15 protein-coding genes are annotated in these 14,624 nt (G+C 36.4%); 3 read left to right on the plus strand and 12 right to left on the minus strand.

The annotated features are described in order from the left end of the window. Positions 1-58: 58 nt before the first annotated feature. The 5 genes from MKY60_RS13065 to MKY60_RS13085 form a co-directional block, all read right to left on the minus strand. On the minus strand, positions 59-1,012 hold the full coding sequence (locus MKY60_RS13065; RefSeq protein WP_340930126.1) for an acetyl-CoA carboxylase carboxyltransferase subunit alpha: 954 nt from the start codon (positions 1,010-1,012) through the stop codon (positions 59-61). Then, complete coding sequence (gene accD, locus MKY60_RS13070) at positions 1,006-1,878, minus strand: acetyl-CoA carboxylase, carboxyltransferase subunit beta (protein WP_241596885.1); 873 nt, start codon at positions 1,876-1,878, stop codon at positions 1,006-1,008. Before accD ends, MKY60_RS13065 begins: the two co-directional genes overlap by 7 nt. Continuing rightward, entirely contained in the window at positions 1,879-2,523 is a 645-nt protein-coding gene (locus tag MKY60_RS13075) for a FadR/GntR family transcriptional regulator (protein ID WP_241596898.1), read from the minus strand. Positions 2,524-2,631: 108 nt separating this feature from the next. Then, complete coding sequence (dnaE, locus tag MKY60_RS13080; protein ID WP_340930128.1) at positions 2,632-5,691, minus strand: DNA polymerase III subunit alpha; 3,060 nt, start codon at positions 5,689-5,691, stop codon at positions 2,632-2,634. 14 nt (positions 5,692-5,705) lie between these two features. Further along, on the minus strand, positions 5,706-6,635 hold the full coding sequence (locus MKY60_RS13085) for a DHH family phosphoesterase (protein ID WP_340930131.1): 930 nt from the start codon (positions 6,633-6,635) through the stop codon (positions 5,706-5,708). A gap of 95 nt (positions 6,636-6,730) precedes the next feature. On the opposite strand from MKY60_RS13085, the gene MKY60_RS13090 reads away from it, so the two are divergent. Beyond that, on the plus strand, positions 6,731-7,036 hold the full coding sequence (locus tag MKY60_RS13090; protein WP_090564252.1) for a YtpI family protein: 306 nt from the start codon (positions 6,731-6,733) through the stop codon (positions 7,034-7,036). A 153-nt stretch (positions 7,037-7,189) separates the two neighbouring features. On the opposite strand, the gene MKY60_RS13095 is transcribed toward MKY60_RS13090, so the two are convergent. Both MKY60_RS13095 and MKY60_RS13100 read right to left on the minus strand, forming a co-directional pair. Then, positions 7,190-8,497, minus strand: a complete 1,308-nt coding sequence (locus tag MKY60_RS13095) for a DRTGG domain-containing protein (protein WP_241596902.1) — start codon at positions 8,495-8,497, stop codon at positions 7,190-7,192. A gap of 55 nt (positions 8,498-8,552) precedes the next feature. Further along, a complete protein-coding gene (locus tag MKY60_RS13100) occupies positions 8,553-9,242 on the minus strand; it encodes a metal-dependent hydrolase (protein ID WP_340930135.1) in 690 nt (229 codons plus the stop codon). A 125-nt stretch (positions 9,243-9,367) separates the two neighbouring features. Here MKY60_RS13100 and MKY60_RS13105 point away from each other — a divergent pair, with 125 nt between their 5' ends. After that, positions 9,368-10,459 carry a M24 family metallopeptidase gene (locus MKY60_RS13105; RefSeq protein WP_340930136.1) on the plus strand — a complete coding sequence of 364 codons (1,092 nt, stop codon included), beginning with the start codon at positions 9,368-9,370 and terminating at the stop codon, positions 10,457-10,459. Positions 10,460-10,538: 79 nt separating this feature from the next. On the opposite strand, the gene MKY60_RS13110 is transcribed toward MKY60_RS13105, so the two are convergent. From MKY60_RS13110 to ald, 4 genes are all read right to left on the minus strand, one after another. Continuing rightward, a complete protein-coding gene (locus tag MKY60_RS13110) occupies positions 10,539-11,219 on the minus strand; it encodes a YqjF family protein (protein ID WP_340931097.1) in 681 nt (226 codons plus the stop codon). 154 nt (positions 11,220-11,373) lie between these two features. Further along, positions 11,374-11,715: a fluoride efflux transporter FluC gene (locus tag MKY60_RS13115; protein ID WP_090564260.1), complete on the minus strand. Its 342-nt coding sequence runs from the start codon at positions 11,713-11,715 to the stop codon at positions 11,374-11,376. Beyond that, complete coding sequence (gene crcB / locus MKY60_RS13120) at positions 11,712-12,068, minus strand: fluoride efflux transporter CrcB (RefSeq protein ID WP_090564262.1); 357 nt, start codon at positions 12,066-12,068, stop codon at positions 11,712-11,714. The genes MKY60_RS13115 and crcB overlap by 4 nt, the downstream gene beginning before the upstream one ends. 67 nt (positions 12,069-12,135) lie before the next feature. After that, the gene (ald, locus tag MKY60_RS13125) at positions 12,136-13,251 is read right to left on the minus strand and encodes an alanine dehydrogenase (protein WP_090564264.1); all 1,116 of its coding nucleotides are present in this window, start codon (positions 13,249-13,251) and stop codon (positions 12,136-12,138) included. A gap of 226 nt (positions 13,252-13,477) precedes the next feature. Here ald and MKY60_RS13130 point away from each other — a divergent pair, with 226 nt between their 5' ends. Continuing rightward, complete coding sequence (locus MKY60_RS13130; protein ID WP_090564266.1) at positions 13,478-13,933, plus strand: universal stress protein; 456 nt, start codon at positions 13,478-13,480, stop codon at positions 13,931-13,933. A gap of 128 nt (positions 13,934-14,061) precedes the next feature. Here MKY60_RS13130 and MKY60_RS13135 read toward each other — a convergent pair whose 3' ends face one another. Further along, the gene (locus MKY60_RS13135) at positions 14,062-14,595 is read right to left on the minus strand and encodes a hypothetical protein (protein WP_340930138.1); all 534 of its coding nucleotides are present in this window, start codon (positions 14,593-14,595) and stop codon (positions 14,062-14,064) included. Positions 14,596-14,624 lie beyond the last annotated feature (29 nt).

The following is a 14,624-nucleotide window of genomic DNA, read 5'->3' on the forward strand; positions in this document are numbered from 1 at the left end:
CATAATGTAAGCTTATCATGAAATGAACTAAAAAAAAATGCGCCATTATTGACGCATTTTATTCATTGAATTCCCCTATATTTTTAAATTTAGAATATCGGTTTTCAATTAGCTCATCTGGTGTTAAATTCACCAATTGTTTCAATGAAGTAATGAGGGTCTCCCTCATATAATTAGCCTGTGCCTCTATATTTTTATGAGCTCCTCCGTGAACTTCTGTGATGACAGTATCAATAATACCCATTTTTTTTAAATCAGGTGCAGTAATTTTCATTGCTTCGGCAGCTTGTTTTGCCAAGGATGCATCCTTCCAAAGAATAGATGCAGCTCCTTCTGGTGATATAACGGAGTATGTAGAGTTTTCTAACATATGAATATGGTTAGCTACACCTAATGCTAATGCTCCGCCACTTCCACCTTCTCCAATAACAACACTTATTACTGGCACTTTCAATCCAGCCATTTCAACTAAGTTTCTCGCAATGGCCTCACTTTGGCCACGTTCCTCGGCAGCTTTTCCTGGATAAGCACCTTTTGTATCAATCATACAAATAATTGGACGATTAAACTTTTCTGCTTGTTTCATTAATCGCAAGGCTTTTCGATAACCCTCTGGATGAGGCATACCAAAATTACGTTTAATATTTTCTTTCGTATCTATGCCTCTTTGATGGCCAATAATTGTTATTGGTTTTCCTTCAAACAAAGCTATTCCGCCTATAATTGCCGCATCGTCTCCATAAAATCTATCTCCATGGAGTTCAATAAATTCTGTACATAAAAACTCTATATAATCCCTTGTTGTGGGGCGACTAGGGTGACGAGCCACCTGAACACGGTCCCATGGCTCCATATTTTCATAAATTTCTTGCTCTAACTTCTCTAGTCTTGCTTCTAGATTAACGATTTCTACTGACATATCTACATCAGCGCTTGCTGTATACTCTTTCAATTCTTCTATTTTAGTTTTTAATTGAACAATTGGTTCTTCAAAAGGTAGGACTTTTACCATTTTGTGACCTCCTTAGTCGTATGAAGATGAACGATGGAAGCTACTTTTTCTCGCATATCTTTACGATGTATAATGGCATCTAACTGGCCATGATTCAGTAAAAATTCAGCAGTTTGAAAATCTTCTGGTAGTTTTTCCCGCACTGTCTGTTCAATCACTCGTCTTCCAGCAAAGCCGATTAAAGCTTTTGGCTCGGCAATATTAATATCTCCTACGGATGCAAAGCTAGCAGAAACTCCACCCGTCGTGGGATGAGTAAGAATAGAAATATACAATAGACCATGATCACTATGTCTTCTCAAAGCAACTGACGTTTTAGCCATTTGCATTAAAGAAAGTACGCCTTCTTGCATTCTTGCGCCTCCACTTGCAGTGAAAATAATAAAAGGAATGCCAAGTTCTGTAGCTTTCTCAACAGCTCTCATAATTTTCTCACCAACAACTGAACCCATTGACCCCATACGAAAATGTGAATCCATAATTGCAACCGCTACTTGTTGACCATCCAGCTTTCCAAGTCCAGTAAGAACTGCTTCGTTCAATCCTGTCTTCTGTGCGTCAGCCTTTATTTTTTCCGTATAACTTGGGAAATTCAATGGATTAACTGTTTCTAAATGGTCATCCATTGACTCAAATGAATCCTCATCTAAGAATATTTCTACACGCTCCCAGGCAGTCATTTTCATATGGTGATCACATGTAGGACACACTTTAAAATTCTTCATCAAGTCTTTTGTAAATACATTTTTCCTACACTCAGGACATTTCATCATAATACCTTCTGGTACATCATTTTTTGCTTTTTCCGTCGGTATTGTGGCATATTTTTTCTTTTGATTTTTTCTAAATATATCTCGAATGCTCATTTATACATCTCCTCTATTAATTAACAAAAGCCATTCATTATATAGAGATAACGCTTGTTGTTCTTCTCCATTTTGCATAGCAATAAGAAGCTGAATCCAAAGGGACTTCTCTTCCAGTTTCATATTTTCTTTGTAAGGCTCTCCTGCAAACTGCTTTAACAAAAACCATATTTTTAAACCCAATCGATTATTGGAAATGATAATAATTTCACGAATTATATCTTCTCGTAACATATCTTCTACAATTAGTTTTTCTTTAAATGCATCCCAAATATGTAGTGTATAAAGTCTCTTTGACATACAAATCGTATAAATTGCATCTCTCTCCAATGCTGCTCTCGTTATATGTACATCTTCCTTCGACTTAGACTCTTGAAGGATAAATGTAGACAGCAGCTCGACTAGCCGATGCTTTCGATAATCCGATAGAAAAGTACCTTCTCCTCGACGTGTTTCTATTAAACCGAGTAACTCTAAACTCCTTAGTGCTTCCCTAACAGTTGATCTACCTACTTGAAGTCGCTCTGCTAGCTCCCTTTCAGATGGCAATTTTCCACCAACAGTAACATTTTCATCGGTAATGATTTGTCTCAACTGCTTTACAATTTCTAGAAACATTTTTTTAGGATTATTCGTTTGCTCCATTACGCCTCACTCTTCCATAAATTACAAAGTGGTCTGACCACTAATAATTATTAGTCTACAAAAGATTTGTTCAAACGTAAAGAAAAAACTGCATCTTAAATATGCAGTTTATTTTTCCATATATTTTGTAATGATTTGAGAGCGACCGTTTCTTCGCTCTGACTTTCCTGTAATAACAAGCATTCCCTGTTCTTTTAATAACAAATTGTACTTTGCGTATTCCTCCGGAAAAAGTGTTACGGACAAGCTACCAGTATCATCCTGTACAGTTAGAAAAGCCATTGCTTCACCTTTTTTTGTACGAATTCGTTTTATATCCTGTATTAGCCCTACTATCTTCACAGGCATATCTCTTGTTGACTGCAAAATATCCCAGATATTAATGAATTTATCCTCTAACGTTTTCTTTTTGGATACTGTAGGATGCTCTGAAAAATATTGTCCCAAGACTTCTTTTTCAAATTGAAGCTTTACCATAATCGGAAGTGGATCTGATAGTATATACTTTGACTTCCCAAAGTGAGAAGCATCTCCACCAAACAAGTCTGACTCCTCTGTAGGGCTTATTAATTCAGCATATTTAATAGCTGCATCTAGAGTAGCTAACAGAGTCGACCTTTCGAAACCAAATTCATCTAGAGCACCTGCCTTTATCAATGGCTCTACATTTTTTCTTGTAAAATGAACAGCTGACAAATCAGATGCCAGATCAAATACATCTTCCCACTTGGTTTCTCGTTCCATACGTTTCTGTATTAATTTTTGTATAAAATTATGGGAGACTCCTTTTATAGCTTGTAAACCAAACCGCACTCTTCCGTTTTCAACTGTGAAGAATCGTTGACTACGAAAAATAGATGGAGCGAGAATAGCCATATCTTTTTGCTTCATTTCCATCATTAGCTCATTTATCTTCGCTTGGTTTCCTGTAGCTATGCTCAATAATGCACTATAAAAAGCAACTGGGAAATGCGCTTTTAAATATGCCATTTGAAAAGAAATAACACTATATGCAACAGCATGGCTTTTTGGAAAACCATAGTCAGCAAATCGGACGATTAAATCATAAACAGCTGAAGCAGACTGTTCAGAGTGTCCCTTTTGAATAGCTTTTTGAACAAAATGTACACGTTCACTTTGTAAAACTTCTCGATTTTTTTTGCTCACAGCTCTACGTAATAAATCTGCTTCCCCGAATGTAAAACCTGCCATTTTTGAGGCAATTTGCATAATCTGCTCCTGGTATACAATTATACCGTATGTTTCTTTCAATATTGGCTCTAGTATTGGATGTTCATAGGTTACCGGCGCATGGCCAGCTTTTCGCTGAGCATAAAGAGGTATGCTTTCCATTGGACCTGGGCGGAATAAGGCATTTACTGCAACTACATCTTCAAATTTTGTTGGATTGATTTGTTTGAGAGCTTGTCGCATTCCTGCCGATTCCAACTGAAATACCCCTGTGGTATCCCCTTGCTGTAATAACTGAAAGGTCTGTTCATCGTGAAGCGGAATTTCTGTTAACTTAAATGGGTTGGATTGTTTATAATTAATGATCTTCAAAATTCTTTCAATAATCGTCAAATTTCGCAACCCTAAAAAGTCCATTTTAAGTAATCCTACTTGTTCTACTTCCTTCATCGGCCATTGTGTTAGATAGATATCGTCATGTCCACTTTGAATAGGTATAACATCTACTAAAGAAACTGGTGATAATACTACACCTGCTGCGTGTGTGGAAGCATTCCTAGGTAAACCCTCTAAAGCAAGTGCTACCTGAAACCATTTTTTTCGAATTTCTTCGGTTTGGATAAACTCTCGTAATTTTTCGGACATTGAATATGCTTCTTTTAACGTAATACCTGGCTTTGGAGGTATAAAAGATGAAATAGCTTCCAAAGTAGTCGATTCAAACCCAAAAACTCTAGCAACTTCTCTTGCTGCTGCTTTTGCGGACAATGTACCAAAAGTAATTATTTGGGAAGCATAGTTTTTTCCATACTTATCTACGACATATTGAATAACTTCCATTCTTCTCGAATCAGCAAAATCGATATCAATATCCGGCATTGTAATTCGTTCTGGATTTAAAAATCGCTCAAATAGTAAACCAAATCGAAGAGGATCAACGTCAGTGATATTCAAAGAAAATGCTACAAGCGAACTTGCGGAAGATCCACGACCCGGACCAGTTAGGATATCTTGCTGTTTAGCAAATTTCATAAAATCCTGAACGATTAAAAAATAGTCCTCGTAGTTCATTTGGCTAATAATGGACAATTCATAATTTAGACGCTCTATATAAGGCTGAGTAACTTCCTTTATCCGTTTACTCAGTCCATCTTCACAAAGTTCTCTTAAGAAATCCCTAGAACTCTTAGTTGCGGGTAATGGATACTTTGGCATAATAGAAGCTGATTTTTCGATAGATAAGTTACAGCTATTTAGCATAAACTCTGTGTTTTCTATCCAGGATGGAACATCTGAAAACCATTCACCCCATTCTTCACTAGAAAGTAAGTGAAGAGAGTTGATAGAGGGTTTTAAGCGGGCATGATCATTCATTTTTAGCGATTGATCCATCGCATTTAATACTTCATACGCAAAAGCATCTTCTTTTTCTATGTATCGACTCATATGGAAGACAGTAACTGGTATAGATAGTTGTTCACTGAAATCGATGATTAATTCTTCATGTTCTAACTTTTCACCATTCGGTCGCTCAATTGCTAAGTAGAAATTAAGTTCTCCAAATATCTTTTGTAATTCGGTCAGCTGCATAAGTGAAGTGGAAGACTCTCCTTTATATACGGCGATCAATCCTTTGTTATATGCTTCTAACCATCTTTTAGGTAGAACTGTAATTTCTCTTGTTTCTATACTACTAGATATTTTCAACAAATTTTCATATCCATTATGATCTTTTGCATATAGCACTAATCCTACAATATCTGACTCTAGTTGGACATTGACAGTGAGTCCGAGTACAGGTTTAATCTGTTGTGCATGTAATGCATGCCAAAAAGGCAGTAATCCATACAATCTACTATTTGTAATGGCAGCTGCCTGTGCATTATTTTGTTTTAACTTTTGAGTAAGTTGTTCCAATTGTATTGTGCTTTTCAGCATATCCGCCGATGTCACAATTTGTGGATATACTGTTTTCATGTAAACACCTCAATTTACAGCATTTTTAAATCTTTTATCACCAAAGCGGCTTCTTCCCATGACTTTACAGCAGCTCCCGAAGCAAGTGGATGTCCCCCACCACCATATTTTTTAGCTATTCCATTGATAACTGGACCTTTGGAACGTAGACGGACTCGAATTTCTGAGGAATCTTCTATAAAAAACACCCAACACTTCATACCTTTTACATCAGCTAAGGCACTTACTAGCAGAGAAGCTTCTGATTGATCAACTTGATATTCTTGGAGAATTTCTTTCGTTAGTTTAACATGCCCTACACCAGTTTCATCCATTTCAAAGTTTGCATATATATACCCTTTTAGTTGAAGAAGATTTCGTTCGACTTCATACATTCCATTAAATAAAGTTGTACTATCAAAACCATATGTAAGCAACTCACCTGCAAAATCCATTGTCTGCTTAGTTGTACTTTGGAACATAAATCTACCGGTATCTCCTACAATTCCTGCAAATAATAACCGAGCGATGGATGCATCCATTTTCCATTGTTTATATTTTTTTGCTTCTTCGAATAATTCACAGATCATTTCACTTACCGAACTTGCTTCTGTATTTACCCATAGTAAATCGCCGTATGCATCATCATTTGGATGATGATCTATTTTTACAAGGAAACTTCCTAACTTATAACGTTCATCATCAATTCTTTCCGTATTAGCTGTATCTGTAACAATGATTAAAGCATCTTTAAAGTCTTCATCGGAAACCTTATCTGGATGTGCAAGGAAATTTAATGTATCATCATGAGTCCCAGTAGCTAAAACCTTTTTTGATGGGTAATTTAGTACAATGAGCTCTTTTAGCCCTATTTGCGAACCATATGCATCTGGATCAGGTCTAACGTGGCGATGCAAAATAATCTTGTCATACTTTTCGATTGTGTCTATGATTTGTCTTTTCATCTGGAATTACCTCACTTGTCTGGTTTTACTATTCGCATTTTTTAAAATTTCCCTTTACAATAGATAGAAGGTTAACTTTTTACTGGAGGTTCATTATGATTAATATTATATTAGTAGCTGCAATAGTGATTACATTTGTTTGGTATTTTTATTTTAAAACGAAACAATTCCGCACACCATTACCAATTCGCAAAAAATGGTTCGGTGCAAAAGCTTCTGTATGTCTTGGTTCTTTTTTGTTATTTTTCGGTATAAACTTTTTAATCATTTATCAATCTTCGATAACGTATGTTGTTGCAGGTCTGTTTATCTTATTGGGAGGTTATTTTACGTATCACAATGTAAAAGTAGCCAAGCATTACGGTCAATTTGTAGAAGAAGAATTATCTATAAATCAATGATGCAGCTAAACTAGCTGCATCATTTTTTTCTTTAGATTACATAAATAACACTGTGAAATTCCGTTGCAACGTACTTTCATGTTTCGAAGCTAGTGTAGCGATGCAGAAACAATCGGACGCTTCCCGAGCAAGTTCGTCAATCCTCCGCTATTTTTATCTCTCCAATAGCTGATACGTTACCATAGCTTTTCCAACTAAAAGTTTGTCATTAAAGATTTCAATATCCATCTTAGCTACTTTTCTGCTTAGTTCTAATACTCTAGCTTGAATGCGTAGAATACTTTCTAGCTGAATCGGTTTCGTATAGTAGATGGTCATATTCTCTACTACACTTTCTCCACGCTTACGAATTTTCAAGGTTTGTGCCCCTGTTTCCGTTACTAATATCGTAAAAGCTCCGTTGGACATAGCGCCATAATGATCTGTCATTTGTGGTGTAACTACAAATTCAAAAATATAGTCTTCAGTTGAAATGATCTTTATTTGCTGCTTTACAATATCATCAATCGTTTCACCGTTTTGAGGTTGTCTAGCAGCTGCTTGCAAAGCTTTTAATACATCCTGTCTACTAATGACACCCTCTAAATAATTCGTATCCCGCACCACTGGCAACAGGTCTACACCTTCCCAAATCATTCGATGACTAGCAGAAGATACACTTGTTTTCATCGTGACAGAAATAGGATTTTTCGTCATAACTTTTTCAATCGGTTCATTGTTGGATTTGCCGATAACATCTCTTGCAGTTATAATTCCTACTAATTTCTTCGATGCATCTACTACTGGGAAAACACCATGCGTCGTGATGTCATTTAGTACACGATACTGTTTGACCTGATCTGTAGCATACAGATACGACGTCTCTTGGAGCGGAACATATATATCTTCGATTAACAATACATCTTTTTTTATGAGTTGGTCGTCAATCGCACGATTAATCATCGTTGCTACAGTGAATGTATCATAACTAGTGGATATAACAGGAAGTTCTAGTTCATCCGCTAGCCTTTTTGTACTCTCTGTAACATCAAACCCCCCAGTAACTAATACTGCTGCACCGGCTTGTAAAGCAGTTTCATGAACTTTCAATCGATTTCCTGCTATTAAAAGATTGCTCGGTTCTACATATCGCATCATGTCTTCTAGTTGCATTGCACCAATTACAAATTTATTTAAAGTTTTATGCAATCCAGTTTTACCACCTAAAACTTGTCCATCCACTATATTTACTACTTCTGCATAGGTTAAACGCTCGAAATGCTCTTTTTTCTTTAACTCGATGCGAATAGTTCCTACCCGTTCAATTGTACTAACTAATCTTCTTGTTTCTGCTTCTTTAATCGCACGATAGGCTGTCCCCTCACTGACAGTCAAATCCTTGGCAATTTGTCTAACAGATATTTTATCGCCAACTGGAAGTTTTTCAATGTAAGCTAAAATCTGTTCATGTTTTGTTGTCATGTAGTCACATCCAAACGATTATTATACGTTTATTGTACCACATAAGCATCATTTCCTAGTCACGATTCCACTGAACAGAGTCTCCGGCTCTCAACACTTGAACTTCTGCAGTGTCAACAAGATTCTTAAATATTTGAGGATCCTGTTTTATCGGAGGAAATGTATTGTAATGTACAGGCACTACAATTTGCGGTTTTAATAGCTGTACAGCATAAGCTGCATCCTCCGGTCCCATTGTGAAATTATCTCCGATTGGGAGAAATGCAATATCAATATCATTTCGGTCCCCTATTAGTTTCATATCTCCAAATAAGCCTGTATCCCCCGCGTGATAGATTGTTTTGTCTTGTAATGTTAGCAATACTCCCGCTGGCATTCCACCGTAAATAATTTCTCCACTCTCTGTTGTATAGGAATTGCTATGGAATGCTTGTGTGAACTTCACTCTTCCAAACTCAAAATCATATGCTCCCCCTATACCCATTGCATGCACATTAATGCCAAATGATTCGATATAATTGGCAAGTTCGAAAGTTGCGATCACCGTGGCGCCATTTCTTTTTGCAAGGTCTACTGTATCCCCTAAGTGATCATTATGACCATGCGTCAATAAAATAATATCTACTTTCTCTTCGGATGCAACTAAATCAGTTTGTCCATTTCCTGTAATAAAAGGATCAATTAAGATCGTGTGCGCGTTTGTTTGTATTTTCACAACTGAATGACCGTGATAGCTGATTTGCATGATGTATTCTCTCCTTTTTGATAGTTATTTTAAAAGTATTACTCATTATAATTCATTCAACGTAGATGTCAGAAATCCTCTATTCTGTTATGCTTAAAGTATTAAATTTAAAAAGAGGTGCCCTTATGAAACAAACAGAAAAAATACAATCATATCTACAAGAACATCAAATCGATGCTGCATTTATCACTACTCCAGATAACGTTTTTTACTTTACTGGATTCAGAAGCAATCCACATGAGCGTCTGCTAGGTGTAGCAATTTTCAAAGACTCAGCACCATTTATAATTTGTCCTAAAATGGAAATTCCAGATGCTAAAGCAGCAGGATGGGATGGAGAAATAATCGGACATGAGGATACCGATAATGCATGGGACATCCTCGCACAAAAAATCCAAAGTATAGCTGGTAATATCCAAAGGCTTGCCGTTGAGAAATCACATATGACAGTGGAAAGATTAGAAGCTCTCGATGAAAGAATAACTGACCTTCAAGTATCTAGAATCGATGAAAAAATCAATGACCTTCGTGTTATTAAATCGGAAGCAGAACTAGTGAATATGCGCAAGGCAGCTGAGCTTGCAGACTATGCAATTGAAGTAGGTTGCAAGGAAATTGCAGAAGGTAAAACGGAGCTTGAGATTTTAAATGCTATTGAACTGGCTGTAAAAGAAAAAGGAGCTGCACAAATGTCATTTGACACAATGGTACTTAGCGGACCTAAAACAGCTTCTCCTCACGGAACTCCTGGAGATCGTAAAATTCAAAAAGGAGACTTTGTCCTATTTGACTTAGGGGTAGTTTATAACGGCTATTGCTCAGACATCACTCGTACAGTTGCATTCGGAGAACCTTCTCCAGACAAACGTGAAATTTATGAAACTGTTCGTAAAGCTGAAGAAGCAGCGGTTGATGCAGTGAAACCAGGTATTACTGCTATGGCTCTTGATAAAATTGCAAGAGATATTATTACAGCCGCTGGTTACGGAGATTATTTTACACATCGTTTAGGCCATGGACTAGGAATATCAGTTCACGAATTCCCATCAATTACTGGTGTTAACGATATGAAACTTGAAACAGGAATGGTATTTACAATTGAACCAGGTATCTATCACCCTGAAATTACAGGCGTTCGTATTGAGGATGATGTAGTGGTGACAGATAATGGTGTAGAAGTGTTAACGAAGTTCCCAAAAGAATTACAAGTTTTATAATAGATTTTATAAAGCACTGTGGATGGTCTGGAACTGCACCCCAAATGTTAGAGTTATTAATCTAACTTTCGGGGTGTTTTTAGTCTTCAAACGCTTTAACAAGCGGCCACATTCTTACCTCGATTATTTTGGAATAATGAAAAATTGCACTGTCATTCTCTACCACAATTCCTTGACTACTAAGCATTGTATTTTCTTTTATTTCGGATTCTGCCTGTTGTAACAGCCAAGGATGATGTAATATGTCACATCGTAATGGAACACCTTTTGAATTTAGTGTAAACAGACAATAACGTTCCACTAACCACTCTTCAAAAGAGCCTTTCTCCGCAAAATAAGGCTTTGAAACTGGACGATAATCTGCTACGAATCGTGCATCCCCCTTCACTCTTTTACTCTCATATTTAATCAGATCCGCATGCTTTTGTACTTTTATATGTGCATGCACATATGGTAAGTGATAGAACGTTCTAGCAACTTTTACTGCAAGAAGATTCGTTGCATCTAGACTAAAAAAGTAAACTCCTGGTTTTCCATCAATCATTACGTATGTCCGAACATTCAGCTCGGGAAATTTATCAGTTCCTGGTACAGGAGGTAAACCACGCAATCGAATATCAGTCATATGAAATGGTACTACTCCAACCCAACACATACCATCATATGTATCTAAAGGTAGTACTTCAGGTACAAGTTTACGTAAAACTTCATATTTAACCGGAAAATGAGCAAAAAGTAAATCATTCCACGTTTGCTTCATTACCCATGGCAAGTTAGGTAGTGGCCATAATCTGTGGCCAGCATCCCAATTCGCTTTATTAGGTTTTTGATAGTCTTTCAAAATTTCTTAGCTCCTTCTCACATAAATCAAATAATACGCACTCAAGATACCTTTTTCAAAATTGTTTCTAACTCTAGAATACCAAGTATCCAACATAAGCAACAGCAAATCCTCCCGCATAAGTAGATAGGAAATATATCAGCCATAATTTAGGATGCTTTTGCAAGGAATATAGTTCTTTGTTTAATGTAGAGAAAGTGGTCAGGGAGCCTAGTAATCCTATACCAATTAGTAGCAGATAAATTTCTCCTGCTTGTGCACCTACCAATAAACCAAGTAAAAGACCGCCAACAAGATTAACTGAAAGGGTTCCATATGGAAAAGCACCACTTGTGCTTTTATTCAGCTTTTCAGAAATGATAAATCGAATATTTGCTCCTATAAATCCTGCAATACCTACTAAGATGAAACTCATTTACTCACCTCGTTTTTCCATCCAAAATTACTCATTAAAATTCCACCTAGAATACTAAGTATTATATAAAGTACCGCTAGATAAACTTGTCCATCCTCTATCATCGTTATCGTTTCCACACTAAATGTAGAAAAGGTAGTAAAAGATCCAAGGAAACCTGTCCCAATAGCAATCTTTAGTTTACTAGAAATCGGTAGTGCTCTGGACGTTATATATGCCAATGCATAACATCCAATCAAGTTAACTAGTAAAGTAGAGAATGGAAATCCTGAGTCATATACCATAAAAATATTAACCAAATACCTTGTAATTGCGCCTAAAGCACCTGCTATTCCTATGTACATATACACCATAATAGATCACCTCATTAACTAGAAATCACTCAAAGCATTATTGCCTTGAGTGACTAATTTTAAAATATTAGTTTAAAAGTGTTGCTACGTCTACATATGGTAGGTCTTGCGCCTCTGCAACTGCTTTAAAAGTAACATGACCATCTAATGTATTAAGCCCTTTTTGTAAAGAAAGGTTATCTAAACAAGCTTGTTTATAGCCTTTATTGGCAATTTGTAATGCATACGGTATTGTCGCATTTATAAGCGCCATAGTAGAAGTTCTTGGTACTGCACCTGGCATATTAGCAACAGCGTAATGTACAACCCCATGCTTTTCATATGTTGGGTTATCATGTGTTGTAATGCGATCAGAAGTTTCAAAGATCCCACCTTGGTCGATTGCAATATCAATAACAACAGAGCCTGGAGACATCGTTTTAATCATTTCTTCCGTTACCAGTTTCGGAGCTTTTGCACCAGGTATTAATACACAACCAATAACTAAATCCGCTTCTTTAACTGCTTCTGCAATATTATACGGGCTAGAAATTAATGTTTGAATGGTTGATCCAAAGATATCCTCTAATTGGCGAAGACGATCCGGGTTTAGGTCGATGATCGTAACCTGTGCTCCCATTCCAATTGCAACGCGAGCGGCATTTGCACCAGCAATTCCTCCCCCTATTATTGCTACTTTTGCACGTGGGACTCCAGGAACTCCTCCAAGTAATATACCTTTTCCTCCGTTAATTTGCTCTAAATACTGTGCACCAATTTGGGTTGCCATACGACCTGCAACCTCACTCATCGGAGACAATAAAGGCAATGTATTATTAGGCAGTTGAACTGTTTCATATGCAATTGCAGTAACTTTTTTATCTAATAATACTTTTGTTAAATCTGCTTCAGGTGCTAAATGTAAATATGTGAAAAGAATCGACTCTTCACGTATTAAGTCAAATTCAGCACGAGTAGGTTCTTTTACTTTCATAACCATTTCTTGATTCCATGCTTCTTTAGCCGTAGATACAATTTTTGCTCCTGCAGCTATATAGTCTTCATCGGTAAAGCTTGACCCTAGACCAGCACCAGTTTCAATAAAAACTTCATGTTTAAAATGCGTTAAACTTACTACACCAGCCGGTGTCATTGCAACGCGATTTTCATTGTTTTTTGTTTCCTTTGGAATCCCAATACGCATATTTCGCATCCTCCTATGTAAACCATGTTGTTGTGAAAATGACACATACTTTTCTTGCATCATTTCATACAAATCCATTCTATCATTTATATATTTAAAATACCGCAACAATTTAATTTTCTGTTACAAGTATTCACAAATACGACTTAATAAAAATGAATAATAAGGAGGAATATGTCTAACAATCTCGAATAATATATATATAACCAACAAGGAGGTTTTTAAAATGACATTAAAATATAATCAAATTTTAGTCGCTGTCGATGGATCCAAAGAAGCAGAATATGCATTTAAAAAATCTGTTTCTATTGCTGCACGTAACAATGCAACATTAAATCTTATCAATATTATTGATACTCGTTCATTTGCAGCAATTGAGGCTTATGACCGTTCTATCGCTGAAAGAGCTCAAACGTTTGCAGAGGATTTACTAGGTGGTTATAAAAAAGAAGCGCTTGCCGCTGGAGTACAAAATGTGAATGTCGTAGTTGATTACGGCTCGCCAAAAACAATGATCTCTAAGGATATTGCTAAAAAAGTAGAAGCAGATTTAATTATCTGTGGTGCAACTGGTCTAAATGCAATGGAAAGATTTTTAATTGGTAGTGTATCCGAATATATTGTACGTTCCGCTACTTGCGATGTACTAGTAGTTCGTACTGATGAACCACTAGAAGCATAGTATATAAATCAATAAAAATGGTTGGTCGTGAAACTATTCACTACTAACCATTTTTTTGTTTAAGATAGAATTGCCTCGCTGCTCATATTCTATTCAAGTATTATTATAACTGTTGATTTAATCTTCTCTTACTTACACCTTTTAATCCTATCATATATAATATTTACAATCTCAAATACTGGCAAATTCCCATCCACAATTATGTCAGAATCGGGTTTAATCGTCTTTAACATATCAAGATAGCCCCTTCTTCCTCGCGAAATATAGTTATCCATATCCTGCAGAATAATTCGATTGGTATCATTTTGAAAATCGCGAGTTAACCTACGCGCAAGAGCAACATCTAAAGGGGTATCAATAAATACAGTAAAATCTATGAATCCACGTATCATGGAATGCTTATATGCAAATGGATAATCTAATATTATAAAGTTCAGTTGTTCAGAAAGTAGTATTTCTAAGTCCTTTAAGAGAGGAGATAAATTCCACTCGTCATAAATAGCACCGCTATCTACCCAATTTATAATGTCGTCCGTTCCTTCAAAATCATAGTTATCAAAGAAGAGTGATTTAGATTTATGTAATTTTTCGCTTAGCTGTCTTACTATAGTTGTTTTCCCACCTCCAGACACGGCAGCTATCGAAATGACAAATGGTCGCATATTATCCCCCCTATAAAAATTCAAAGATC

Origin of the sequence: Psychrobacillus sp. FSL K6-1415, from assembly GCF_038003185.1 — a bacterium.
GTDB lineage: Bacteria > Bacillota > Bacilli > Bacillales_A > Planococcaceae > Psychrobacillus > Psychrobacillus psychrodurans.

What these genes read in the sequence shown, in the direction of transcription:
- MKY60_RS13115 (WP_090564260.1), bottom strand. Translation starts at nt 11,715, where the DNA reads ATGAGTTTCATCTTAGTAGGTATTGCAGGATTTATAGGAGCAAATATT.
- crcB (WP_090564262.1), bottom strand. Translation starts at nt 12,068, where the DNA reads ATGGTGTATATGTACATAGGAATAGCAGGTGCTTTAGGCGCAATTACA.
- MKY60_RS13110 (WP_340931097.1), bottom strand. Translation starts at nt 11,219, where the DNA reads ATGAAGCAAACGTGGAATGATTTACTTTTTGCTCATTTTCCGGTTAAA.
- MKY60_RS13095 (WP_241596902.1), bottom strand. Translation starts at nt 8,497, where the DNA reads ATGACAACAAAACATGAACAGATTTTAGCTTACATTGAAAAACTTCCA.
- MKY60_RS13075 (WP_241596898.1), bottom strand. Translation starts at nt 2,523, where the DNA reads ATGGAGCAAACGAATAATCCTAAAAAAATGTTTCTAGAAATTGTAAAG.
- accD (WP_241596885.1), bottom strand. Translation starts at nt 1,878, where the DNA reads ATGAGCATTCGAGATATATTTAGAAAAAATCAAAAGAAAAAATATGCC.
- MKY60_RS13100 (WP_340930135.1), bottom strand. Translation starts at nt 9,242, where the DNA reads ATGCAAATCAGCTATCACGGTCATTCAGTTGTGAAAATACAAACAAAC.
- MKY60_RS13135 (WP_340930138.1), bottom strand. Translation starts at nt 14,595, where the DNA reads ATGCGACCATTTGTCATTTCGATAGCTGCCGTGTCTGGAGGTGGGAAA.
- dnaE (WP_340930128.1), bottom strand. Translation starts at nt 5,691, where the DNA reads ATGAAAACAGTATATCCACAAATTGTGACATCGGCGGATATGCTGAAA.
- MKY60_RS13090 (WP_090564252.1), top strand. Translation starts at nt 6,731, where the DNA reads ATGATTAATATTATATTAGTAGCTGCAATAGTGATTACATTTGTTTGG.
- MKY60_RS13065 (WP_340930126.1), bottom strand. Translation starts at nt 1,012, where the DNA reads ATGGTAAAAGTCCTACCTTTTGAAGAACCAATTGTTCAATTAAAAACT.
- MKY60_RS13130 (WP_090564266.1), top strand. Translation starts at nt 13,478, where the DNA reads ATGACATTAAAATATAATCAAATTTTAGTCGCTGTCGATGGATCCAAA.
- MKY60_RS13085 (WP_340930131.1), bottom strand. Translation starts at nt 6,635, where the DNA reads ATGAAAAGACAAATCATAGACACAATCGAAAAGTATGACAAGATTATT.
- MKY60_RS13105 (WP_340930136.1), top strand. Translation starts at nt 9,368, where the DNA reads ATGAAACAAACAGAAAAAATACAATCATATCTACAAGAACATCAAATC.
- ald (WP_090564264.1), bottom strand. Translation starts at nt 13,251, where the DNA reads ATGCGTATTGGGATTCCAAAGGAAACAAAAAACAATGAAAATCGCGTT.